The sequence below is a fragment of the Paenibacillus sp. FSL H3-0457 genome, assembly GCF_037981725.1.
GTDB lineage: Bacteria > Bacillota > Bacilli > Paenibacillales > Paenibacillaceae > Paenibacillus > Paenibacillus amylolyticus.
The window spans coordinates 6,517,207-6,541,595 of sequence record NZ_CP150283.1 but is presented as its reverse complement, the minus strand read 5'-3'; the positions used below and the strand labels follow the sequence as shown (position 1 = coordinate 6,541,595).

Annotated in this window: 27 protein-coding genes; 13 read left to right on the top strand and 14 right to left on the bottom strand. The window is 46.8% G+C overall.

Going from position 1 to position 24,389, the window contains the following annotated elements; all coding sequences use genetic code 11:
• Window positions 1–11 precede the first annotated feature (11 nt).
• From MHH25_RS28775 to MHH25_RS28760, 4 genes are all read left to right on the top strand, one after another.
• Complete coding sequence (locus tag MHH25_RS28775; protein ID WP_036612869.1) at window positions 12–833, top strand: ABC transporter permease; 822 nt, start codon at window positions 12–14, stop codon at window positions 831–833.
• A 4-nt stretch (window positions 834–837) separates the two neighbouring features.
• Window positions 838–1,629 (top strand): ABC transporter permease, encoded by a 792-nt coding sequence (locus MHH25_RS28770; RefSeq protein WP_017691790.1) that lies wholly within the window; start codon window positions 838–840, stop codon window positions 1,627–1,629.
• Window positions 1,630–1,647: 18 nt separating this feature from the next.
• Window positions 1,648–2,706, top strand: coding sequence for an ABC transporter ATP-binding protein (locus tag MHH25_RS28765; protein ID WP_340018678.1), 1,059 nt, complete (start codon window positions 1,648–1,650; stop codon window positions 2,704–2,706).
• Window positions 2,707–2,880: 174 nt separating this feature from the next.
• Window positions 2,881–4,620 carry an adenine deaminase C-terminal domain-containing protein gene (locus MHH25_RS28760; RefSeq protein WP_340018677.1) on the top strand — a complete coding sequence of 580 codons (1,740 nt, stop codon included), beginning with the start codon at window positions 2,881–2,883 and terminating at the stop codon, window positions 4,618–4,620.
• A 180-nt stretch (window positions 4,621–4,800) separates the two neighbouring features.
• Here MHH25_RS28760 and MHH25_RS28755 read toward each other — a convergent pair whose 3' ends face one another.
• Together MHH25_RS28755 and MHH25_RS28750 are read right to left on the bottom strand one after the other, a co-directional pair.
• Window positions 4,801–4,986 carry a hypothetical protein gene (locus tag MHH25_RS28755; RefSeq protein WP_076332428.1) on the bottom strand — a complete coding sequence of 62 codons (186 nt, stop codon included), beginning with the start codon at window positions 4,984–4,986 and terminating at the stop codon, window positions 4,801–4,803.
• 209 nt (window positions 4,987–5,195) lie between these two features.
• Window positions 5,196–5,459 (bottom strand): hypothetical protein, encoded by a 264-nt coding sequence (locus tag MHH25_RS28750; protein ID WP_340018676.1) that lies wholly within the window; start codon window positions 5,457–5,459, stop codon window positions 5,196–5,198.
• Between the two features lie 288 nt (window positions 5,460–5,747).
• Here MHH25_RS28750 and MHH25_RS28745 point away from each other — a divergent pair, with 288 nt between their 5' ends.
• Complete coding sequence (locus tag MHH25_RS28745; protein ID WP_340018675.1) at window positions 5,748–6,485, top strand: HAD family hydrolase; 738 nt, start codon at window positions 5,748–5,750, stop codon at window positions 6,483–6,485.
• Window positions 6,486–6,556: 71 nt separating this feature from the next.
• Here the strand turns inward: MHH25_RS28745 and MHH25_RS28740 are convergent, their stop codons facing one another.
• The gene (locus tag MHH25_RS28740; protein WP_340018674.1) at window positions 6,557–6,874 is read right to left on the bottom strand and encodes a cupin; all 318 of its coding nucleotides are present in this window, start codon (window positions 6,872–6,874) and stop codon (window positions 6,557–6,559) included.
• Between the two features lie 360 nt (window positions 6,875–7,234).
• Between MHH25_RS28740 and MHH25_RS28735 the strand changes: the two genes are divergently transcribed.
• Together MHH25_RS28735 and MHH25_RS28730 are read left to right on the top strand one after the other, a co-directional pair.
• Entirely contained in the window at window positions 7,235–7,714 is a 480-nt protein-coding gene (locus tag MHH25_RS28735; protein WP_340018673.1) for a DNA starvation/stationary phase protection protein, read from the top strand.
• A gap of 127 nt (window positions 7,715–7,841) precedes the next feature.
• Entirely contained in the window at window positions 7,842–9,053 is a 1,212-nt protein-coding gene (locus MHH25_RS28730; RefSeq protein WP_340018672.1) for a nitric oxide synthase oxygenase, read from the top strand.
• A gap of 49 nt (window positions 9,054–9,102) precedes the next feature.
• On the opposite strand, the gene MHH25_RS28725 is transcribed toward MHH25_RS28730, so the two are convergent.
• The gene (locus MHH25_RS28725) at window positions 9,103–10,461 is read right to left on the bottom strand and encodes an MFS transporter (RefSeq protein WP_338707234.1); all 1,359 of its coding nucleotides are present in this window, start codon (window positions 10,459–10,461) and stop codon (window positions 9,103–9,105) included.
• Between the two features lie 255 nt (window positions 10,462–10,716).
• On the opposite strand from MHH25_RS28725, the gene MHH25_RS28720 reads away from it, so the two are divergent.
• Genes MHH25_RS28720 through MHH25_RS28705 form a run of 4 tightly spaced genes read left to right on the top strand, consistent with a single transcriptional unit; the run spans window position 10,717 to window position 14,503 of the window.
• Complete coding sequence (locus MHH25_RS28720) at window positions 10,717–11,826, top strand: ABC transporter ATP-binding protein (protein ID WP_036612848.1); 1,110 nt, start codon at window positions 10,717–10,719, stop codon at window positions 11,824–11,826.
• Window positions 11,816–12,649 (top strand): ABC transporter permease, encoded by an 834-nt coding sequence (locus MHH25_RS28715; RefSeq protein ID WP_017691799.1) that lies wholly within the window; start codon window positions 11,816–11,818, stop codon window positions 12,647–12,649. Before MHH25_RS28720 ends, MHH25_RS28715 begins: the two co-directional genes overlap by 11 nt.
• On the top strand, window positions 12,624–13,433 hold the full coding sequence (locus MHH25_RS28710) for an ABC transporter permease (protein ID WP_036612847.1): 810 nt from the start codon (window positions 12,624–12,626) through the stop codon (window positions 13,431–13,433). Before MHH25_RS28715 ends, MHH25_RS28710 begins: the two co-directional genes overlap by 26 nt.
• On the top strand, window positions 13,430–14,503 hold the full coding sequence (locus MHH25_RS28705) for an ABC transporter substrate-binding protein (protein ID WP_047840792.1): 1,074 nt from the start codon (window positions 13,430–13,432) through the stop codon (window positions 14,501–14,503). The genes MHH25_RS28710 and MHH25_RS28705 overlap by 4 nt, the downstream gene beginning before the upstream one ends.
• 375 nt (window positions 14,504–14,878) lie before the next feature.
• Here the strand turns inward: MHH25_RS28705 and MHH25_RS28700 are convergent, their stop codons facing one another.
• From MHH25_RS28700 to MHH25_RS28675, 6 genes are all read right to left on the bottom strand, one after another.
• Window positions 14,879–15,379 (bottom strand): hypothetical protein, encoded by a 501-nt coding sequence (locus MHH25_RS28700; RefSeq protein ID WP_036667859.1) that lies wholly within the window; start codon window positions 15,377–15,379, stop codon window positions 14,879–14,881.
• A gap of 252 nt (window positions 15,380–15,631) precedes the next feature.
• A complete protein-coding gene (locus tag MHH25_RS28695; RefSeq protein WP_179086526.1) occupies window positions 15,632–16,528 on the bottom strand; it encodes an Abi family protein in 897 nt (298 codons plus the stop codon).
• Window positions 16,529–16,699: 171 nt separating this feature from the next.
• Entirely contained in the window at window positions 16,700–17,701 is a 1,002-nt protein-coding gene (locus MHH25_RS28690) for a cation diffusion facilitator family transporter (RefSeq protein ID WP_143781454.1), read from the bottom strand.
• 144 nt (window positions 17,702–17,845) lie between these two features.
• Window positions 17,846–18,442 (bottom strand): SMI1/KNR4 family protein, encoded by a 597-nt coding sequence (locus tag MHH25_RS28685; protein ID WP_076328695.1) that lies wholly within the window; start codon window positions 18,440–18,442, stop codon window positions 17,846–17,848.
• A gap of 324 nt (window positions 18,443–18,766) precedes the next feature.
• A complete protein-coding gene (locus tag MHH25_RS28680) occupies window positions 18,767–19,537 on the bottom strand; it encodes a class III extradiol ring-cleavage dioxygenase (protein WP_339195956.1) in 771 nt (256 codons plus the stop codon).
• Window positions 19,537–20,211, bottom strand: coding sequence for an alpha/beta hydrolase-fold protein (locus MHH25_RS28675; RefSeq protein WP_339195954.1), 675 nt, complete (start codon window positions 20,209–20,211; stop codon window positions 19,537–19,539). The genes MHH25_RS28680 and MHH25_RS28675 overlap by 1 nt, the downstream gene beginning before the upstream one ends.
• A 228-nt stretch (window positions 20,212–20,439) precedes the next feature.
• Between MHH25_RS28675 and MHH25_RS28670 the strand changes: the two genes are divergently transcribed.
• Window positions 20,440–20,805 (top strand): glyoxalase superfamily protein, encoded by a 366-nt coding sequence (locus tag MHH25_RS28670; RefSeq protein WP_339195952.1) that lies wholly within the window; start codon window positions 20,440–20,442, stop codon window positions 20,803–20,805.
• Window positions 20,806–20,868: 63 nt separating this feature from the next.
• Window positions 20,869–21,408, top strand: a complete 540-nt coding sequence (locus tag MHH25_RS28665; protein ID WP_339195950.1) for an XRE family transcriptional regulator — start codon at window positions 20,869–20,871, stop codon at window positions 21,406–21,408.
• Between the two features lie 292 nt (window positions 21,409–21,700).
• On the opposite strand, the gene MHH25_RS28660 is transcribed toward MHH25_RS28665, so the two are convergent.
• The 4 genes from MHH25_RS28660 to MHH25_RS28645 form a co-directional block, all read right to left on the bottom strand.
• Complete coding sequence (locus tag MHH25_RS28660) at window positions 21,701–22,420, bottom strand: 3-ketoacyl-ACP reductase (protein WP_036612827.1); 720 nt, start codon at window positions 22,418–22,420, stop codon at window positions 21,701–21,703.
• A 78-nt stretch (window positions 22,421–22,498) separates the two neighbouring features.
• Window positions 22,499–23,398, bottom strand: a complete 900-nt coding sequence (locus tag MHH25_RS28655; protein ID WP_036667854.1) for a DUF4097 family beta strand repeat-containing protein — start codon at window positions 23,396–23,398, stop codon at window positions 22,499–22,501.
• Entirely contained in the window at window positions 23,395–23,988 is a 594-nt protein-coding gene (locus MHH25_RS28650; protein WP_340018671.1) for a DUF1700 domain-containing protein, read from the bottom strand. Before MHH25_RS28650 ends, MHH25_RS28655 begins: the two co-directional genes overlap by 4 nt.
• The gene (locus MHH25_RS28645; RefSeq protein WP_036612821.1) at window positions 23,981–24,310 is read right to left on the bottom strand and encodes a PadR family transcriptional regulator; all 330 of its coding nucleotides are present in this window, start codon (window positions 24,308–24,310) and stop codon (window positions 23,981–23,983) included. The genes MHH25_RS28650 and MHH25_RS28645 overlap by 8 nt, the downstream gene beginning before the upstream one ends.
• Between the last annotated feature and the right edge of the window lie 79 nt (window positions 24,311–24,389).

Sequence of the window (24,389 nt, the reverse complement as noted above, 5' to 3'; positions counted from 1 at the left end):
GGAGTATCGCGATGAAGAAATCAGTAATCTACTGGCTATTGCTGCCGGGATTCGTGTTTTTGGCGGCATTTATGATCATTCCGATTGTCCTGACGATCGGGTCGACGTTTTTCCAAGAAAACTCCTTCACGTTTGAAGGATACATGCATTTTTTCAGAGACCCATACTTTTTGAAAATATTGCTTACGACGCTGCAAGTCAGCGTGGTCACCACCATCGTCTGTGTGGTGCTCGGATTCCCGACAGCTTATTATATCTCGCAGAAAGCGCCACGCCGCAAAGGCATTTTGCTGGCACTGGCGATCTTCCCGCTGCTGACGAGCCCGGTCGTGCGCTCGTTTAGCTGGATGATCATTCTTGGACGCAAAGGGCTGATCAATAATACCCTTGTTGGCCTGGGTATCGTGGACAAGCCGCTGGACATTCTGTACACGCCGGCAGCGATGATGATCGGTCTGACGCATCTGTTCCTGCCACTGATGATTATCTCTCTGGTCGGTGTACTTGAGAACATTGACGGTGACCTGCTCAAAGCAGCACAAAGTCTGGGCGCATCGCGCATTACGGCATTCCGCCGGGTCGTGTTCCCACTGGCTGTGCCAGGACTTGTGATCGGAGCCGTGCTTGTTTTTGTCGGAAGCCTGACGGCGTATACCACACCTGCCCTCCTTGGAGGAAAACAGCGTGTAATTGCTACGTTCCTGTATCAAAACGCCATGACCCTCAACGACTGGTATCTGGCCTCGGTTGTTGCCGCGATTATGATTGTGATTACATTTGTCGTGGTTGGTGTCATGAACAAAATGGCCAAAACTTTAAATCCGAAGGGGTAGACATATGCGGGAGAAACATATCGGGCTGGGCCTGTTCAGTCTGCTGGTCTTTATCTTTCTGCTGGGCCCGCTTCTGATCATATCGGTCACTTCGTTTGAACCGGGAACGGTACTCAAATTTCCGCCGGAAGGGTTCTCCTTCCGCTGGTATGAGAATATTTTCAACACAGGCGGTTTCCTCCGCACATTCCAGACGTCCATCATCATTTCCTTACTGGGAAACTTGTTGGCACTGGTGCTCGGAGTTCCGGCTGCGTATGCACTTAGTCGTTACGATTTCAAAGGCAAGTCCGTGCTGAACGCACTGTTCCTGTCCCCGGTACTGATCCCGGGAATCGTGCTTGGTTTTACATTGATGAAATACCTGATCGTAATCTACCATCTGCCGATGTATCTCGGATTGTTGATTGGTCATACGATTATCATGCTTCCATTTATCATTCGGGTTATCGCGTCGAGTCTGTCGAGCTTTGACTTTGCAGTGGAAGAAGCTGCGCTGAGTCTTGGTGCGGGACGGGTAAGAACGTTCTTCACGATCGTGCTGCCTAATATCCGCTCAGGAATTATCGCTGCCGTGCTGATTGCTTTCCTGGAGTCCTTCAACAACGTGGACATCTCGGTGTTCATGACCGGACCAGGGGTAAGCACATTACCGATCCAGATGCTGACGTATGTGGAAAATTATTTTGACCCAACGATTGCCGCGATTTCCGTGCTATTGATGGTACTGACCGGACTCTTAATGTTCGTGATCGAACGGATCATGGGCGGATTTTCATACTTTACTAAACGTTAATTGGAGGCGCAGAACGCTATGGCATTGCTGACATTAGACCACGTATCCGTGGCATACGATAAGCAGACAATCCTGAAGGATTTTCAGTTGGAGCTGGAAAAAGGTAAACTGCTCTCCCTGCTCGGACCGAGCGGTTGCGGCAAAACAACTACGCTGCGCCTCATCGCCGGATTTCTGGAAGCATCACAGGGCAAGTTTATGTTCGGCGGCAAGGATTATACGAAGGTTCCGGCGAACAAGCGGAACTTCGGATTTGTATTTCAGAGTTATGCGTTATTCCCGCATCTATCTGTCTATGACAACGTGGCCTTTGGCCTGCGGATGCGCAAGGTGAAAGACAAGGATATCTCTTCCCGTGTGATGCGAATCCTGGAAGTCGTTAACCTGAATGGATTTGAAAAACGTTTTCCACAAGAACTGTCCGGTGGACAGCGTCAGCGTGTAGCCATTGCTCGTGCATTGGTGATTGAACCTGACCTGCTCTTGTTCGACGAACCACTCAGTAACCTGGATGCCAACCTGCGACTCAACATGCGGGTGGAGATTCGCCGCATTCAGCAAGAGCTGGGTATTACAACGCTGTATGTCTCTCATGACCAGGAAGAGTGCTTCTCGATCTCGGATCAGGTAGCGATTATGAACAAAGGCGTGGTTGAGCAGCTCGACCGCCCGGAAACCATTTTCAAATATCCGGCAACGGAGTTTGTAGCACGATTCATCGGGTTCCATAATTTTATTGAATTTGCGGATCGCAGCGATACAGATGAATTAATCACCCTGAGCGCAGGTGGACGTACGTTTACAGCTACCGCACATCCTGGAACAGCACGTCCTGGTGCACGTAAAGGTGCAATTCGTCCGGATGATCTGATCGTTAGTGGAGATACTTCTGCGGATGTGGTGAATGCTTTGCCGGGGATTATCAAAGTCAGCACGTATCTGGGACGCAGTTATCAGTATGTAATTGAGACGGAACTGGGTGACTTTACAGCAAATCAGGAGATGGAAACACCGTACCTTAGTGGGCAACGTGTTAGCCTGATTTTCCCACAGGACAAGCTTGTATTGGTAGAGTAGTCGTGAATGTAGGGAGTAGCATTAAGAAATAAGAGCAGCAAAGAAGGCATTTCATGCGATGATTCCGGACGAGGCAGTGGTACGCAATCAAGTGCAGTACATCTGATTAAAGTGCAGATTCATTGTCCAGTCCGGATCGTGGTGAAATGCTTGTGAAGAAGGAGATTATGCCCCATGCGTGCAGATCAACTAATTGTGAATGTACATGTGTATAACAGTTATTATAAACGGTTTGAAATGAACAACGTCGCTGTATTGGACGGCAGATTCCTATATGTTGGACCCGGTGGACCTGAGATGATTCAGGCAGACGAAGCCATTGATGCGCGGGGAAGATACATGATTCCTGGCTTGATCGATATCCATCTGCATATCGAAAGTACGATGGTGACGCCGGAAACCTTCTCCCATGGTCTGATTGGCTGCGGGGTAACGTCCATTGTCGCAGAACCGCATGAGATGGCGAATGTGTTCGGGCTGGAGGGTGTGCAGGAGATGATGGCTGTGAGTCGGGAGACGACAGTAGATATGTTCTATGCGATCCCGAGTTCCGTTCCGGCAACCCCGATGGAGACAACAGGTGGTTCGATTGAGATTGAAGATATGGACGTGTTGCTCGCGACTGGAGAGATCATCTGTCTGGGCGAGATCATGAACTATGTCGATGTCATCCGTGATCCGGAGTGCAAGACAAACCAGATTTTACAGCATATTCGCAAAAACTATCCCGACCTGGTGATCGAAGGTCATACACCGAAACTGCTTGGACTTGATCTGCATCGACTGATCTACGCTGGCATCGATTCCGACCACACTCATCAGAGCATTGAGGGATTACAGGCGCGGATTGCGGCAGGTATGTTTATTGAAATTCAAGAGAAATCAATGACCCCGGAAGTCATGGAGTACCTGATTCAACATGATGTGGCGCAGCACTTCTGCTTCGTAACAGATGATGTAATGCCGGATTCACTGGTGGAGCGTGGTCATCTGGATCATATCGTACGCAAGGCAATTCAGATGGGGATGCGTCCGGAAGACGCGATTTATGCAGCCACATCAACCCCTGCTTCCCGGATGAAAATGACCGATCGTGGCAGCGTTGCCCCAGGCAAAGTAGCCGATTATGTGTTGTTATCTAACCTGGAGGAGCTCGCTATTGATCAGGTGTACAAAAACGGCCGCAAAGCTTATGACGATTACGAACCGTATAAGCAGGAACGCATAACCGGGCAGTTCCCACCTCACTTCTATAAGAGTGTACAGTTGGAGAAGCTGGGCGTAACAGATTTTGCAATTCAGTTGTCAGATCCAAAAGTCAGTGGATCAGGTGTTGATCTCGCTGGTGAAGGTGAGCACCAGTGCCGTGTCATGATGGTGAAGGATGGTTCTACCTTTGTGGAAGAGCATATTGCACCGGTTCAGTCCTCGGATGGTGAATTACGCTGGGAAGAAAGCGGATATGCGCAGATCGCGACCTTTGAACGTTATGGTGTGAACGGCAATCGTGCACATGGTCTGATCGGTGGAGACACTATCAAGCGTGGTGCTATTGCAACGACATATTCACACGACAATCACAACCTGCTGGTTGTAGGACGTAATCGTGAAGATATGATATTGGCAGCTAACACAGTGATTTCGAGCCAGGGTGGCTTCTGTGTGGTGGAAGACGGCAAGGTGTTATCCCATCTGGAACTTCCCGTAGGTGGCATTTTGACGGAAGAACCATTGGCAGTGGTATCCCATCAAGTGAAGGAACTGAGAGCAGCGATGTTGTCTCTTGGATATGTGCATTACAACCCGATCATGTCGATCAGTACTCATTCTCTTGCGGTAAGTCCCGCGCTGAAGATCACGGACCATGGCTTGATTGATGTGAATGCAGGTAAGGTTGTATCGTTGATTGTTTAAGTGGGGTAGACATATCTGGTGGTCTGCTTGCGATGATCCATTCGATTATTCGTTGTTTTATCGTTTGTGTGTTCTATAAGAAAAAGAAGCCCCAGTTCACTCAGGTGAGCGGGGCTTCTTTTTCGCGGATTCATATTCGTATTATCATATTCGTGTAAGTATATTTAATCCGAACCCTGCTTATTTTAATTTCTCTGGATTCTTCACCTTAATGGAGACCACTTCCCCGCAATCCAAACAAACGGTATATACTCTTTCCGAACCAATTGATAATTTCTTATCCAATGGACGAAGATTGATGAAGTCGGATGCCTGTACGAAAGACGTGCTTCCACAATCGGTGCATTTCTTTACAGAAGTACTCATATGTTGATTCCACCTTTGTATCATTTTGGATGTGTTCTTTAATAAATTATATTCCAGTAACTGGAATGAGGCAATCATTGATTGTCCACGGCTAATATTTGAGCAAGGCTATGTACTCCATTGGAAAAGAGTCCTCCACCATCGTGTCCTACTATTCATCATAAATAGCAGGACACGATGATGTAAGGAACTACTCTTCTATATTTGATCTACCAGGTAAGCCAACCGCTTGTACGTTTATAGTTGTACAGAAGATCATATTGCTCATAGTGCATGAGACGCTTCATTTTGGTTCTATACAGACGATAATCATGTTTACGATTGGGTTTACATTCTTTGTTGTAATGCGTGCTCTTGATTCCTTTACGGTGATCTTTCAGCTTTTCTTTTCTTGGATCAATGAACTTCTTGTTGTGTCTCTGTGCAAAAGCTGTTTCATTTTCCCATGATTGAATCTCTTCCTGTGTGAACATCTTCATCCCCGTTGTACCGGGCTAGATTTTGGCTTGAGTAGCCAGTGCCTTGAGCACAACTAATAGAAGAAGAATTTTGGGTTGAACATCGTCATCACCTCAGATTTAATCATCCTTATTTTAACATATAAAGCCGTCCGATCAATTCTGGTCTAAGCGTTATTATGGGCACTGTTCTGGAGTAGAGATGATCACGCAACAAATCCCTTTTGGACGATGCATAGGAATACATATATAGTAGTAAGAAAAGAGTGTTTGGACGCAAAAGCAGGAGGATAGACAACCATTATGAATGAAATAAATAATGCTAAAACGATATTTTTCGACGTAGATGATACGTTATATGATCACTTGCAGCCACTTCGTGGCGCGTTGCAGGACGTTCTCGGCCTGCCGGATGATTTCCCTTATGCTGAGGCCTATCATCGTTTTCGTTATTATAGTGACTGGCTGTCTGCACAAGAAGATCTGTCCGCTGTACCGGAGCCGGATGCGGTGGAGCGAATGCGCCGTCGGAGGTTTGAGCTGACGATGGAAGAGTTTGGACTCCCCTTACAATTGGGACAAGCTGGAGAATTGCAAGCAAAGTATCTGAGCAGACAGTTCGAGATTGTACCTTTTGAAGGAGCGTATGAGTTAATCAGAAGGCTTCAGGCAGAAGGCCATACCGTTGGTCTAATCACCAATGGAGAAGGAGAGCATCAGCGCCGCAAGCTTGAAGCACTGGATGTGCTCAGTCTCGTGGACGAGCATCTGGTCTTTATCTCCGGTACGACTGGTTATGCGAAGCCGGATCGAAGGTTGTTCGAATATGTGAGTAAGCAGTCCGGGACAGATGCCCGATCCAGCTATTACATCGGCGACTCGTGGCGTAATGATGTGGTAGGTGCAGTGGATGCAGGTTGGACAGTCATCTGGTTTAACCATCGGGAGGCGCTGCCGGAGTCCGATCATCAACCTCATTTTGTAGCATCAAGCTATGAAGAGATCAGTCGTATTCTGACTTTTGAGTGTGTTCAAGCTTAAGGAGATTTATGTTTAAAGGAGCAGTCTTGTTACCGTCTTAGGTGCAGGTCTGCTTTTTTATATTATACCTTCTATAAAGGCATCATTAATGAGGTGTCTAACTCTTCGCTCTCAATTACAATTGCCATGAGTCCAGCTTCTGTTTTGGTTTCGTGCCATTCATGTTTATCCCAGAGAACCGCTTCCCCTCTAACCCAACCCTCTCCACTTACTATTAAAAGGAGTTGAGGAACTACAGCTTGGTGATAACCTATGACCCCACCCTCAGCTAAATGCATACATCCGATATGAGCTGCTTTTTTGGTCTGCGTTATACGTGACATTACGAAATTAGAATCGAATTTGGTAATCTTCTTCCCTGACTTTTGTTTAAATTGAAATATCCTCATGTTTACCTTCGCAATAGTGACTAAGTTAACTTCCTATAATGGTAACTATCTTTATGATGGGTATCATCCTATTTCACTAATTTATGGATAATCCGATCAGATGAGTCTATCATAACTCCAATAGGTTGGGGAGAGTTTGCTTAAAATCATCTTTTTTAATTAGCCTGTTCCAACGTTTCTATGAAGCTGTACTTCATGGAATCTTCATTTGAAAGAGTAGTTCAGAGCCTTCCCAAACAGGATATGCGGTGTTATAATTAAAACAAGATTTAGATTAAGTCTAAATTAAAAAGAAGCGAATCAAAGCAATCCATCATAAAATTCAAATTCTATTTTTATATTCGAGAGGGGATAAATTCCATGAGCACAATCCAAACTAGAAACAACACTTTTGCTAACAATGCCACCGCACTTCAAGATGTCCTGAACCGTCAGATCGCAGGTTGGTCCGTACTTTACACGAAACTGCATAGCTTCCACTGGTATGTCCAAGGACCTCATTTCTTCACACTGCATGCCAAATTTGAAGAGCTGTACAACTTGGCTACGGCAAATATGGACGAAGTTGCAGAACGTTTGCTTGCTATTGGTGGACGTCCAGTGGCTACGATGGGTGAACAACTACGTCTGTCTCCGATTGAAGAGGCACAAGGACAGCTGTCTGCTGAGCGTATGGTAGAGTCGGTGGTTGCTGATCTGCACACGATGGTGGAAGTCATTCGTCAAGGCATTCACGAAGCAGGAGAAGCGGAAGATAACGCAACCGAAGATATGCTGATTGGATTCACCGCTGCACTGGATAAAGAGGTCTGGATGTTAAACGCATTTCTGGGCAAATAAGCAAAGTTACCCTTCATCCTGACAACGATATGTAGAGTCCGTGAACAAAGTGTCCGTTCGCTTACAAATCCGGTGCGCTTGCCGTATAATGGTGGCATTCAAGATGTACAGAATGGTGGAATGAACGATGCGGTCAGACCTGGAACAATTGCAGGAAGAAGCTGAACGGTTTATATATACATGTTATGAAGAGCTGGGCCATTCGCGTGAAGACGCGCAGGCCCGGCTTGTTGCCGTTATGGGCGAGATTGAAGTGACGGGTACCTATGTGCATACCACAAAAGAATTGGAGCAGGGTTGTAAAATGGCATGGCGCAACAGCAACCGCTGCATCGGGCGGCTGTTCTGGGATAAATTGCGGATCGTGGACGCCCGTCACGCTGATACGGCAGGAACGGCAGCGGAAGCTGTGTTGAATCATATCCATGTGGCATCCAACGGTGGCAAAGTAATCCCGATGATTACCATCCTTCCAGCGGATGGGCCGAATGGAACTCCGGTACGCCTCTGGAATCATCAACTCATTCGTTATGCAGGATATGAGACAGAGCAAGGCATTATTGGAGATCCTGCTTCGGTGGAGCTGACCAAGGTGGCGATGTCACTTGGCTGGCAAGGGGCAGGTAGCCCCTATGATGTGTTACCGCTCATTATTCAGGCACAAGGGCAAGCCCCAGAGTGGTATGTTGTGCCAGAAGAAGAGATTGTGGAAGTTCTTATTGAACATCCGGAGCAAGCGGAAATTGCCGAGCTGGGCATGCGCTGGTACGGTGTGCCGATGATTGCTGATATGCGACTGGAGATTGGTGGTATATCTTATCCAGCAGCGCCGTTCAATGGTTGGTATATGGGTACCGAGATCGGCGCCCGTAATCTGGCGGACACGTTCCGGTATAACAAGCTGCCTGCGGTGGCGGAAGCGTTTGGATTGAATACGTCGAGTGAAACGACGCTGTGGAAGGATCGTGCGTTAGTTGAGCTGAATGTGGCTGTGCTGCATTCGTTCAAAAAAGCAGGTGTGAGCATTGTGGATCACCACACGGCGGCAACGCAGTTCGATTTATTTGAACAGCGGGAAGAGAAGGCTGGGCGTGAACTGACCGGAGATTGGGTGTGGCTGATTCCGCCAGTATCCCCGGCGACAACACATATTTTCCACAGCTCCTATCGTAATGAGATCGTGAAGCCGAACTTTTTCCATCAGGATCAGGCGTATACCCTGAAAGATGGCGTGGCATCTGCCGCAGAACTGCGAAGCAGTGAGCAACAGAATGCACAGGTAGAGAATCACCAGCCGCAGGCCGGAGATGCACCAATGAAATGCCCGTTTGCACACTAAATTGTGCAGACGGGTTATTTTTTGTGATCCTTTTTTATCAAACGAAGAACTACCCCTCTTTCAATCGATATCGACTGCGCATTGCGGCCTGAACTACAATGGCAGCAGCAATCAGCACCAGATTGAACACAAACACAGAGTAAAGCGATCCAACTTCCGTAAGTAACGCAGCAACTAGTGGAGACACGATGGAGCCGATCTCGGCGGCAGAGACAATTTTGCCTATGACAGAGCTTCGACTCTCATCCGGGATATGATCACCAATATGAGCAAAGAACGAATCCATGTAACATGCACCGCCAACCCCGCCAATCAACATGCCAACGTAGACCCATAGATGGGAGGACGTGCTTAGAAATACAACAACTTCGATTCCAATCAGGAACATGCCGAGCATGCAAAGCAACAGACGATCGCCTAACCGGTCAGAGAGATGACCAACAAAGGGAGCAGCGGCAAGCGTAGAGATCCCGGATACAGTGAAGGCGAGACTGGTTGCAAAGGGGTCCCAATGCATGATGTGAGCTGCATACAGTGCAAAATAGGTGAGAAACACCGCATAGGCGCTCATCTCCAAAAAATGTACTGTGCCATAGCCAATCAGCTGTTGCCGCCGGGTAAGCCTTGTATGCACCTCCTGAGTATGCTTTGCATCAGACGGTGATGAAGATAAAGGAGGCGCAGTCGATACAGTAGTATGAGGGTGGGAGCCACTTGTGGTGGAATCTACAACAACTTCATCCGTGGAGGGTACTGAGTGTGCTGAGTTGTCCAGAGGTTTTTGCTTAATGACAGCCGAATGATCTTCTAATAGGTGATCACTTAACGTATTCCCGGATTCATGAGTAGCTCTAGCTTGTGCCGTCGTCTTCATCCCCATCGCAGCGACCACGGCCATCAGACAACATACGGTAACGAGTAAAAAAGGCACCGACAATGGCCACTGCAGCACGAGCCAGCCACTTATGACCGGACCGAGCACCATGCCGCCGCCCTCACTGCTGCTGATATATCCATTGTACAGTCCTCGGTTGTCTACATTGCCCCCATCCCCGATGATAGAACGTACGACCACGGTAAGGCCCGTGGAAGCGAGCCCCTGTACAAGTCGGAGCAGGCCGAATAACACCGCAGCAGTAGACAGCGCGAAACCGCCCATACAGACAGCCAGCAGGATTAGCATCAGGATGAGAGCCTTTTTACCACCTAGTTTCTTATAAATTGCCGCTGCTGGAACGCCACCAATTACTTTCCCCACATAAAAGAGTGCAAAAATAACCCCCATCATCCAGCCGGACAGGCCGAATTCTTCAATAAACAAAGGAAATAGGGGCAGGATCATGAATCCGCCCATCTGACTTAAGAAACAAATGGTCATCAGCAAAGGCAGGTTACGACGAATATCCAAGAGCCAAGACTCCTCTCACACATAAAATGGAATCCTAAAATCCTTCATTTACTCCATATGGGTACGTATTATCGACATTACCCGTAATGTATGCAGAATTTTTGAAAATAAGAAGAAATGACACGCGGCGTTTACATCAAAACCATTGCGGATATACCTGAATCATATATAATAGATGGGTTATCTATAAGGATGCATGAACGAAAAGTGTACAGACTTAAGAGGTACCTCAAGTATAAGGGGGCGATGTGAAGCATGTCAGAACAACAACCGATTATCCGCTTCGAAGCGGTGACTCAGCAATACGATCAGGATGAAGCCGTATTGAAGGCGGTCAGCTTTGAGATTGAGCGGGGTAAATTTTATACGCTTCTTGGCCCATCGGGCTGCGGGAAAACAACGATATTGCGGCTGATTGCCGGTTTTGCGGAGCCGACACAGGGCAGTATTTATTTTAACGGTGCGCTCATCAACCGGGTGCCTGCTCACCAACGGCAGGTGAATACCGTATTTCAGGATTACGCGTTATTTCCACATTTGAATGTATTTGAGAACGTGGCTTTTGGTTTGCGGATCAAAAAGATGAAAACGGCTGAAATTCGCAGCAAAGTGTTGGAAGCCCTCAAATTCGTCAATCTATCCGGGTATGAAAACCGGGAAATTGGCGAAATGTCCGGCGGACAACGACAACGTGTCGCGATTGCACGCGCCATTGTGAACGAACCTGAAATTCTGCTACTGGACGAGCCGCTTTCGGCACTTGATCTGAAGCTGCGGACCGAAATGCAGTACGAGCTGCGCGAGTTGCAACAGCGACTGGGTATTACGTTTATTTTTGTTACACATGATCAGGAAGAGGCCTTGGCGATGTCGGATGAGATCTTTGTCCTGAATGGCGGTGTGATTCAACAGAGCGGTACACCGAATGATATCTATGATGAGCCAATTAACCGCTTTGTGGCAGACTTTATCGGGGAATCGAACATTGTATCAGGCAAAATGAAGCAGGACTTTGTGGTGGAATTCGCTGGCGCACAGCACGAGTGTGTCGATCAGGGTCTCCAGCGGGACGAGCCGGTAGAGATTGTCATTCGCCCAGAGGATCTGGAGATTACAACCGAAGACCAAGGCAAGCTCAAGGTTAATGTGGACTCCCAGTTATTCCGCGGGGTGCATTACGAGATATCCACGTACGATGATGCGGGCAATGAGTGGCTTGTTCATTCAACCAAAAAAGCCGTTGTAGGCGCACGGATTGGACTGTATTTTGACCCGGAAGCGGTACACGTCATGCGCTTTAACGAGACCGAAGAAGAGTTCGACAAACGACTCGAAGCCTACCAAGAGGCCGCTCATGCAGACTAAGGCCAGCACACGCAATGCGTATCTGATTCCATATGTATTATGGATGGTGTTGTTTGTTGTGGCGCCGGTTCTGCTGGTCATCTATTATTCGTTCTTCGATGTGGAGGGTAACTTCACGTTTGGCAACTACGCCAGATTCTTCACACCGGTGTACTTGCAGATGACGCTCAGTTCGTTCTGGTATGCATTTCTGATTACGGCGTTCTCGCTGCTCATCTCCTACCCGACGGCGTATATGCTGACCCGGACGAAGCACAAGCAGCTATGGTTGCTGCTGATCATTCTGCCAAGCTGGATCAATCTTTTGCTAAAAGCGTACGCCTTCATCGGCCTGTTCGGAACGTACGGTCTGACCAACTCCCTGCTTGAAGTGGTGGGTATTGGTACACAGCAGATTTTGTTCACCGATTTCAGCTTTATTTTTGTCTCGGTGTACATCTTCATTCCATTCATGATCCTGCCCATCTTCAATGCGCTGGAAGAGATGAATCCATCGTTGATCTATGCGGCGCGTGATCTGGGAGCCTCATCGTGGCTGACATTCCGCCGGGTTATCTTTCCACTGACGATTAGTGGAGTGAAATCAGGCTGTCAGGCTGTATTTATTCCTGCGCTGTCTCTGTTCATGATTACCCGCCTCATTGCGGGGAACCGTGTAATTACGCTGGGAACAGCGATCGAACAGCATTTTCTCGTCACCCAGGACTGGGGGATGGGTTCAACGATTGCCGTCTTTTTGATTATTGCGATGGCGATTATTATGTTCCTGACTGGATCAGGCAAGAAGGAGGTGCGTAATGGGAAGAAACGGAAAGCTGTCTAACGTCTATCTAGCCGTTGTATTCGCCATATTGTACGCACCGATTGCGTATCTGATCTTCTATTCCTTCAATAGTGGCGGCCACATGCGCAGCTTCGAAGGATTCACGCTTGAATGGTACAAAGAGGTGTTTGCTGATACTCGGCTGCTCATCATTGTGCTGAATACATTTATCATCGCGCTCCTGTCATCAGCGATCTCGACGATCCTTGGTGTAGCAGGAGCACTGGCGATCTACCATGTGCGTCGCAAACGGACCAAGAACACGCTGCTGTCACTCAATAACGTGCTCATCGTTAGTCCGGATGTCATCATTGGTGCGTCATTCCTGATTCTGTTCACCATGATTGGCATCAAATTGGGCTTCACTTCGGTCCTGCTGTCTCATATCGCATTCAGTGTACCGATCGTTGTAATCATGGTACTGCCGAAGCTGCAGGAGATGAGCCCAACACTGATGGATGCGGCGCGCGATCTGGGCGCTGGTTCATGGCAGATTCTGACGCGTGTGGTGTTGCCATACGTGAAACCGGGTATTTTTGCCGGATTCTTCATGGCATTGACGTACTCGCTCGATGATTTTGCAGTAACATTCTTCGTCACGGGTAATGGATACTCCACACTCTCGGTAGAGATATACTCCAGAGCAAGGCAGGGCGTTTCGTTGTCCATCAATGCTCTGTCCACCCTATTGTTCCTGCTGACCGTGTTGCTAGTTGTTGGATATTACTTCATTAACCGCCGTGCAACACGGATACCTCCAGGAGGAAAGGGGCTGCGACCATGAAGCAACTGGTACGGACATTTGCGCTTGTTTTTGTGGCCGCGTTTGCCCTGATGATCCTGGCTTCGTATCTGAACAAGAGTCAGGGGTATTCTGGTGGCAACACACTGACCATCTATAACTGGGGCGATTATATCGACCCCGATCTGCTCAAGGAGTTTGAGGACGAGACAGGTATTAAGGTTATCTATCAGACGTTTGATTCCAATGAAGCGATGCTGACCAAGATTGAGCAGGGGGGAACCACGTTTGATGTGGCGATTCCTTCCGAATATGCGATTAGCAAAATGAAAGAGGAAGACCTACTCGTTCCAATTGATCACAGCAAACTGACTAACCTGAGCAACATCGATCCGCGGTTCTTGGACTTGTCCTTTGATGAAGGCAACAAGTACTCCATCCCTTATTTCTGGGGAACGGTGGGGGTTGTGTTCAATCCCGAACTGGTGGATGGATTAACGTTTGATAGCTGGAATGACCTGTGGGACCCGCGTCTGAAAAATCAAATCCTGCTCCTTGATGGCGCACGCGAAGTCATTGGGATGGGATTGAACAGTCTCGGGTATTCCTTGAACGATACCAACGAAAATCATCTGCAAGAAGCGCTGAAGAAGCTGTCTACATTGACACCAAACGTCAGAGCAATTGTCGGAGACGAGATCAAAATGTTACTCGCCAATGAGGAAGCAGCAGTTGGACTTGTGTGGTCTGGAGATGCGTCCGAGATTATGGATGAGAACGACAAGCTGGATTACATGGTGCCGGAAGAAGGCTCAAACCTCTGGTTCGATAACATGGTTATTCCGAAGACAGCGAGTAATATTGAAGGGGCTCACCAGTTTATCAACTTCATGTTGGACCCGGATCATGCCGCTCGTAATGCGGAGTATGTCGGGTATTCCACACCGAACGCCGAGGCGCTTAAGCTGCTGCCAGAGGACATCTCGGAGGATGAACGTTTCTACCCGGACGAGACACTGACAGGAAAGCTGGAGGTCTACGATAATCTGGGCAAAAAAATGCTCTCACATTATAACGACCTATTCCTGGAGTTTAAAATGCATAGCAAATAAGAGGTAATAGCATCTGATAACGATTCACCGTGGCTTATTAAGTAGAGTCAATAGCGTGTGAACAGTTCGTTAGATTCTGAAAAAAAACAAAAAGGGTTGCTGCTCGTCATTTCATTTGAATGACAAGCAGCAACCCTTTTTTATTACTTACTTCAGAGCAATAGCGCTTGAAGTGCCATATAAGATGAACATTTAAGATCAAACGTTAACGGAGGGGACAGAACAAACGAAGGAAGCGAAGCGGTCGCCTTTATCAACGGATTTTCCCATTGCTAGATGGGATTCAAAAAAATCCGGGGATAACAGCGATCCGAAGTTGTGCTGTCACCGCAGTGACTCAGTTAATCGCACCCCATTCATCTTATATAATTGCCACTACATGCGTTTTTTGCGACCCACCATGATCCACGCCCCACCCATAATCAGCACAATCGCCACGAACGGTTGGATAAAGCTCAAGCTGCTCAGCATCGTGCCAATCGACATCACAGCGAAGAACAGCAGTGATATAACTGTTAGAATGTTGATGGGGATCAGCAACCATTTGTTCCGACCACCGAACCAATACAATTCGAACAAACCAACAGCAACAGCCAGAATGAAGCCCGGCCACATTGTACTCCAGTTGTTGAACAGCATGGCGATCTGACAGACGATACCAACCGTGAGCAACAAGCCACCAGGAACCAGTAGTCCAACACCTCTGCCAATCATGGAGAAGTAGAGCCAGTGGAAGAACAGTCCTAGTGGAATCACGAATAACGTGGGCCAGAAAGTCGCAAAGATCGTACCCGGACCGAGAGAACCTCCCTGGTTCAGAATCAGGTACACGCCCAGCAAAATGAGAACAGGCGCAAGGATCGTACGTTTAGCCATAATATCTCTCCTTCTCAATACAAAATCAATTTTCCGAACGGTTGTATGTAGAGCAATTACTTTCGTTATTCACAGCATACCATGAACTGGAAAAGTATATCCTCCGCCTTTGGAGTTAAAATGAACCTAGACCAAAGTCTAGGTTCGAAAGATGCTCAGCCGCTTTTTCATGCAAACAATCCGTGCCAAACGGTGGTGAACAAGTTACACAGAAAAATGTGATTTAGGCTTGCATGTTGCAAGAGAGAATTATCATTGCTTTCGTAGCAGATGCTCCCAGTTTGTAGGGAATCCCAAAAGGGATATATCAACTATAGTGTAAGCTTCGATTAATGAAGATAGCTCAGTCACCCAACTATCCCAGATTGTTCTATCCTTTATCAGGTACTTCGCATTGTAGATAGCTCCAAAAAGAAAGGCTTTGTCTAAGCCTAATAATTCATCATTTCGTGTGTATCTTATGGTAACAGGGATTCTATAATTAAAAAGTCTGCTGTAGTGAGCACATCTATTCCTAAAAACAGTTAAGACGTGGAACCAGTTCTCAAGTTCCCTATAACTTATGTTTCGAGAAGGGTAGTATTCTCGATCAATAGATTTTTTGTCAGACGTTTTTAAATTTTTATAGAGTGAGGACATCATAGAAATTGTACTAACTTCAAAGGCCGCCCAGATAGGATATCTATCTTGGTAATTCTCTCTATGATGAGCAATAAGCACTTCTTTGTGCTGTTTTTGAATGCATTTTTGCAAATCCTCCATAAAGCGTTGGTGAAATTGAATTTTAGAAAAATTAGCGGCATTCGTATATCCAAGAGCACCATACTTGTGGGCGAGTTTGTATGAAATTTGTGATCTTAAGGCAATCTCGATGTACTCGACAATCTTCATAAAGTGATTTCTAAGGGCTGCATCAAACAAATAATGCTTATACACTTTGTTGAAAGTCGTTCCTTCAATGTAGTTGTCCGAGGTATCCTGTTTAAAAGTTAAGGCATATGCAGTAAACCTGTAATAGTGAATGCGTTTCAGGATTGTAATTGCTTCTACATCATTTTCAATTGTCATTTTTCGGTTTTTAAACTTTTCGAGCTGTTCTTCATATGTAGTAGGCGCTTTCATTTCACGTAGCTGAACATCATCTGGCAAGGAAAATACCCCCATAACGCAAAAATGTCTCGCCCTGTTCCACATGCATAAGCAGAGGTGCGGGCGAGATCTGTTATTAATAATATACGATTCGTTGACTGTTTAGTCAACAGTTAAACTTAAATTGAGCAACTACTGAATGGTAAAGCGAGTCATCCAAAACGAAGCTTGTTATTTCACCACATCCGAATGTTTCTTGCCCCAGCTGTTCACACCGTCATCCTCAATAATGGAGATGGCAGCGTCGGCGATGTCGGGGTTTGTCATCAGTTTCTCCTGAATACGGAACTTGATGTCATCCGCATCGGCAAGACTGAGTCCTTTGGTCAACTCAATCAGACCTTCGACATGATAATAACGGCCTTCCTGAATGATACGCATCATCTGAATGTCAGCAACGTGTGTGTCTGCCAGAATGGTTTGGGACACTTTGTCCTCAATATCCTGCGGAGCTGCAACCCCGATCAATCCGATCATATTATCATAACCGACACGGAAGGCTACAGCGATCATCAGACATCCAATAATCGTTGTCACAATGCCATCGAGCAATGCAAAGTTGGTCAAGGCAATCACCACGACGGAAATCAGCGCAAGCAGGGCACCGAGTACAGCGACAACATCTTCGTAGAACACGAGACGGGTTGGCGGTGCAGCACGGCCTACATTTTTAATGGCAGCAGGGACCAAGGCAAATCCGGCGGCTTTGGGTGCGCGTGCTTCTTTTAGAATTTCCTTCATGGCTTTGATCAGAATGGCCCCGTCGATCAGAATGTTCAAGACGAGCACTCCGATGTTAATCCATAGACCACCGGTATGACCAACAGGATGCTGCAACAGATGGATACCTTCATGGATCGTTTCATACGCCATAATGGTAACAACAATCACGGCGATCATGCAGAAAATGTTAATGACCCGTCCGAATCCGGTTGGGAAGCGGCGTGTAGGTTTTTTCTCGGACAACACACTTCCGACAAATACAAATCCTTGGTTAATGGCATCAGCGAGTGAATGCATCGCCGAAGCGAACATGGCACCACTGCCACTGAATAGGAAGGCTCCCCCTTTGCACACAGCAAGTACGGCATTACCTGCCATCGCTACGGCGGAGGATGTGTTTCCTTTTTTGACGAGAGACATAAAGCTCTCAGACTTCGGTTGTTCAGCCACTTCGTATGTTCCTCCCAGATCAATGTATTAGGTGTAGAAAAGGCAGTCTTATCTATACAGCATGTGCATTTCCACTAAATGTTATTATAACCGCTTTGACATATCCCAGCATTATGCAAAAAAGGTCATATCATCATGCGCATTTCAGTACTCAATGGCTTCCAAGGCACGTAAATTGCGGTTGGATTGTTCCAATAGTTCCGTAAACGTCCCAGCGACATAATATACAAAATCCGGGTCATGCACGTACATAATAATCTGTCCAACCGTTCCTTGCTCTGTCGGATCAAAGTCGAACATCAGATACAGTGAGCCACCTCCAAGCATGCCAAACGTGATCCATTTCTTTTGAAAAAGGTAGGGTTTGATTCGGGGATCAAGCTCACGGATCTCTTCTTCGGTAAAATAATCATCCATGCGGTTCTCCACCAGCGTGGACTGCTCCTTTTGAATTTTTTCCAGGGATAACAGGTAAAATGGCTCGGATTCCCGTCCTTCCTCAAGGCTTGGATACAAGACGTGAAAGCCATAACCACTCCCATTTTTACGTTTATAAAATGCACGAAAATCAGCAGGTAATCGAATATCGTGTTCCTGCTCGAATGCGTCGAGCTGCTCATCCGTCACGCCTTCAAACTCGCGATAAGCCTCCAAGAGCTCCCGGTTTTCCTCATCTTGTACCTTCTCCTCCAGCAACATATCCAGTTCATCCATCAATTCATATATACGCTGTTCTGGCATCCAATTCCCTCCGTATGAGCTATTCAGATAATATGGTGAGTGATATGCGAGCAAACTGTGCCTAATTTCACCTCATATTATAGTTATAATCCGGAAAAGCACACAAGAAACCGGAGACCTTGCTTATGTAATACAATGGTCTCATTATTTATAGGCGGTTGTTGCATATCAGCACACCTGTCTCCATTCCAATCGATTACGTACAACCATCATGAAAGTCACTCCTAACAACAAATAAGCGTGGGTTACAGGGGTAATCCCTGTAACCCACGCTACATTTTTTATCTACTATATAAGTGAAACTAACCTTTTATATAGTCCTCTTTAATCAAACTTCCAACAGGACAAGCTCAGGTTGCCATACTGATAGGCTTTAAACAGGAGCGATGCACGTTTGTTCTGATCTCCCGCACCCATGGCGAGTAACAGCGGTACAAAATGCTCCGGCGTAGGCACGGCGGCTTGAGCTGAAGGTGCCAGTTTATCATAGGAGAAGAGAGACTCCGTATCCCAGCTCACCAGCTTGTCATGCAGCCAGTTGTCGAACTCTGATGCCCACGGGTCAACGCCGTTACTTTCCCAGTTCAATCGACGTAGATTGTGGACGGTTCCTCCGCTACCAATGACAAGAATGTCTTGCTCACGCAAGGAAGCGAGCGCTTGTCCGACCTGATATTGCTGCTCACCTGTCAGATAGCGATTCACGGACAAGGCAATTACAGGAATATCCGCATCTGGGTAGAGCAGGCGTAGAACGACCCAAGCGCCGTGATCCAGTCCACGAACGTCATCGGTCTGTACCGGAATCCCGGCTTCTGTGAATAAACGTTCTACCTCGGCTGTGGTCTCTGCCTGTCCTTGAGCCGGGTACTTGATCTGATACAGATCGGGCTGGAAACCGCCGAAATCGTAGATGGTCTCGTAGTTGGCTACCGAGGATACAAGCTGAGTTGTGGATTCCCAGTGAGCAGAGAACAACACAATTGCTTTGGGTTTCGGCAGTTCCTGTCCAAGTTTTTGCAAAAATTCGGTGTACGCATTCTCCTCCAGTGCCAGTGATGGGGCACCGTGAGCAATAAAAAGAGATGGCATCATTATGAATTCAGTCCTTTCGGGTCTTCGGTAGTCAGATTTGCATCCGTCCGAAGCCAGTGTTGGAATTGTTGATATAGATCGGGGGTCACCTGGTGTCCACCGTTGTAAGGTACATATGTGACGTGATTGGTGTGTTGACGGAAGAAATTGGCGTTATCTTCGCCCAGTTGCAGCGGGAATAGATGATCCTGATCTCCATGCGAGATGAACACAGACAGCTCCGAATCGGGGTGCAGCATGTACTCGTCTTTCACAAATTGCGGGATGTACCCACTCATCGCTACAATGCCTTTAATCGCATCTCCCATCACCAGCGATAAAGTCATCGCCATAATTGCGCCCTGGCTGAATCCGGCGATATAACGCCGCTTGGGATCAATAGCATATTTGGCGGACAGCTCAACAATCAATTGTTGTAGTCCCTGAACGGAGGCATCATACAATTCACGGATAGGGTTGCCAATGCTTTTGATCTGAAAATAAGCATAACCACTACCCTGAACGATAGGCCCACGGATGGCAACAATAATAAAATCAGACTGCATAGGCTCCATTAAACGAAGCATATCTTGCTCATCTGATCCCATGCCATGTAAGGCGAAAATTACGGGATAACGTTGATCTGGATTGTAATGAGACGGTAATCGGACTTCATGTATATAAGGAGAATTCATTGAAACCACCACCTGAAGAGGAATGAGTTAAATATATCGTTCTGACAATAAAGTTCACCAATATGAAATAAATATTCTTATTTATGAACAAAATTTATCATGGTTTCATTGTAGGGTCAATACTTTTTTTGTATGATGAATATATGTTGTTTATAAGAAACCTTGAATGGATTTAAAAGAAGTGTCGTTGCGGATGGTTCATATTTTATTCCCGAGGACGTGATCAGGATGTTAAAGAGTATCGTGCCTATTTTGAGAATATTTGATGAAAATAAAGCTAGAGAGTTTTACCTTGAATACCTGGGTTTCCAATTGGATTGGGAACATCGATTTGAGCAAGAAATGCCCTTATATATGCAGGTTTCGCTCGATTCCATCGTGATTCATCTCTCCGAACATCATGGAGATTGTACACCTGGAGCTGCCTTGCGCGTGGAAACAGATAACTTGGATACATTCCATGGTGCACTTCGTCAGAAAGAGTACAAAAATGCGAGACCCGGTATAGAGGAGACCCCTTGGCAATCAAGAGAAATGACCGTGACAGATCCGTTTGGTAATCGGATTATATTTGTTGAGACAAGCGCCGAATAGATAACCTGAAGAAGAGAAGCGGACGTCTAGTGTTTGAAAATCAATAGAAGGGAGGGACGCGATATGGATATTGGCTTGGCTATTCGTACGATCCGCAAACAGAAACAGATTACGATCATGCAGATGTGCGAGGGAACGGGGTTGTCCAAAGGTTTTATCAGCAACGTGGAAAACAACAAAACGTCACCTTCCATTGCTACGCTTGAAAGTATTGCAGATTATCTGGAAGTGCCACTTCCCTATTTGCTGCTGACACCGGAGCAACGGATGAATGTGGTACGTAAGAACGAGCGCAAGGAAACAACGGCCGGAAGCGGACAGATCAAAGTGCAGCATCTTACAGCCAAAGGTGCGATGCGTATGTCCATTGTAGAGTTGCCGCCAGGTGCATCGACCGGGGTGAGCAAACACGCGGGAGAAGAGAGTCATCTTTTATTGCAAGGCATGATTCGTGCGCAACAAGGTGAAGATGTGGAAGTTCTTGAAGTGGGGGATTCGTTTACCTGGAATGCAATCGTGCCCCATGAAGTGACCAATATCGGTGAGGAACCTGCGGTGGTGCTCATTGCGGTGTCCAAAGAATTGGGTCTGGATCATCTGTAAAATACAAAAAGGACGGCTCCCAAGTCATGAACATGCGAACCTGCATACATGTACAATGGGAAACGTCCTTTTATATTTCTAACGAACTGAGCGAACCCTATTAGATGATTCTAAGCAGATCTCGAGATGTAACGAATCTCAGGCGCTTTATTTCACTGCTGTGTGTGTAATTTGGCTACACTCCACAGAATTCTGGCGAGATAACCTCACAGTGATTCGTTACGTTTCTCATTTCCTGCAAAAGAGTACAATAAGGTGCGAGAGATTCCTTAGAAAGGTCAGAAGCACCTGTCTATTGTGGATTAGTCGTCCAGATGCCTGCTGTTTTAACGAAGACACGGTCGGACAGCTTGAGCGTTGCGAGTGCAAGTTCTGCTACATCTTCCGCTTGCATCATGCGATCTTCGTCGCCAATTTTCAGTCCGGCATTGGTCGCAAGCTCCGTATTAACGGTGCTTGGAGTCAGTGCCGTTACACGAATGTTGGACTTGCGCACTTCCTGCATCAGAGATTCGGTCATGCCAAGCAATGCAAACTTGGACGCGCAGTATGCCGAACCTGTAGCGAATCCGCGCTCACCTGCAGTGGAAGCAATATTGATAATGCTGCCGCTACTTTCCTTGATCATGCTCGGAAGGACAGCGCGTGTAACGTAATATGTACCCATAACGTTAACATGCAGGATGCGCTCCCACTCTTCCGGCTCCATCTCCATGAACGTTCCGAACTTTCCGATCCCCGCATTATTGATAAGGATATCCACCGCACCGAGTTCCATCTCGATGGCTGCTACAGCGGCTTCGGCCTGCGTGCGATCCGAGATATCTGCTACTGCACTGGTTACTTTCACACCGTATTCTTGACTCAGTGACTGTTGCAGAGCCTGAAGATCGGAAGCGGTACGTGCAATAAGGCCGAGGTGCACTCCTTCTTTGGCAAGAGCTTCAGCGATCGCACGGCCGATACCTTTTCCGGCACCTGTGATGATCGCTGTTTTATTTTTAAGTTCCATGTGGGTAATTCCTCCTTAGAAATGGACTAGCATTCAATTATACTATTATTACCCACAGTTCGGAAATTGGCTTCATCACTATCTGGTAATCTCGATGCTACCAGAAGAAGTACGGGCCTTGATCACTTCGCGGCTCACCATTGGCGATTCAGGTACATCGACACTTCCGGAAGTAGCCTTAGCATCATAGATTCCGTCAAAATCAGGTGCAGCTTGAATGAAAATATCTCCAGATGTTCCGGATGCATTGATTGGCGCAGCATGGGACTGTTCAATATGAATGCTACCCGAGGTGAATTTAACATCGGCCGCACCATTCAATTCAGTGATCTCAATATCTCCTGATTTAATCTCACTGTTGACTTGACCGACTATCTGATCAGCAGTGAAGCTTCCGGATGTCTGTTTCACGGTCATGTCTCCATCAATCATGGAAGCGTTAATGTCACCAGAAGTTAGAACCAATTCAATATTGGGCGCCTTAATATTTTCCAGACGTATGGAACCTGAGGTATTGTTCAGCTCAAGCTGATTGGCATTCAGACCTGTCAGATCCCAGTCACTTGAAGAGGAGTCCAGCTTAACCTCATTTAATTGGTGTCCTTCAGGCAGAGCAACCGTTATTGTGGAGTCTTGATCATTCCAGTACAAGGTGAAAAATTGCAATCGTTCACGTGCTGTCTGAGACAGTTGGAATGTGCCTTTGGATAAAGTGGCTTGTTCGAAGCTTTTGACTACGGTAGGGTCCCATTTACCATCCACTTCGATATAACCATTCGAATCGGGGCTTATGACAAATTCAATATCTGCACTGAAATTAGCATTCATGATAATGTTCTGCAATTCATCTGCTTTGAAATCCCATCGTTTGGAATAATGCTCCCGTTCATCCCCGAACTGAACGCCATAGATGGATGTCCCGAGCAAACCTATTCCGATACATATCACGGCAAGCGCAAGCCATTTTTTGGTACTCATGCGGAAACATCTCCTTTCATCATATTTTTATTCCATTGAATGTATTGAAGAGTAGTGTTTTTGAAGGCTCTAAAAACATACTTCGATGCGATGGCAAACAAAATGCCGACACCGAAAGCGCCAATCGCAACGAAAATTTCCGGTTTATCGAGTTGGCCCAGGAATACAAAGTCCACAACTGCTGCCACAGGAGCCAATACCAGTAAGGACAGGCTGGCGAGCGTAAGCCATACTGACCATAGCGTGAGACCAAGAGGAATGCCAAGAATCAGATTCAGGAATAACAGGCCGATGGCGTTGAAAAATTTGCGAGTGGCGCTGGTGCTGTTTCTGGGTGACCGCATCTCGCGATACGTCGGTGCATAGAACGCATCTGAACCCGGCGTATGCATGTCATAACGATCACCGAGTGCTTCCTTGGCGATTTCTTCCGGCTGTCCGAGTTCCCGAGCGATCTCTTCTTCCAGCTTGCCTTCTCGTAGTCCAAGCTCGAAATGTTGATCATAGTCGGCGAGCAACTCAGCCCGTTCGAATGGGTCCATCGGCCGTAGATGAATTTCCATGGCTTTCATAAATTGTTGTCTATTCATTGGGGATTCCTTCCTCAATCAGATTTGCGACATTGCGCACAAATTCATTCCATTCTGTCGTCAGTGCCGTCATGTAGTCGCGACCTGTATCGGATAGCCGGTAATACTTGCGCGGCGGGCCTTCAGTTGATTCTTGAAGATAGGTGGTGCAGTAACCGTCATTCACAAGCCGGCGAAGCAAGGGATACAGTGCACCTTCAGCAACTTCGATATGTTTGGAGACCGCCTGAGCCAGTTCGTAGCCATACCGATCCTGGCGGTTAATTAATACCAGGACGCACAGCTCCAATACTCCTTTTTTGAACTGGATGTTCACATTCACACAGGTTCCTCCTTAGTAGCTTCATTTATTGCTAGTGTATATTGTTCAGTAGTGGTGAATTCATCATAGCATCCAGTAC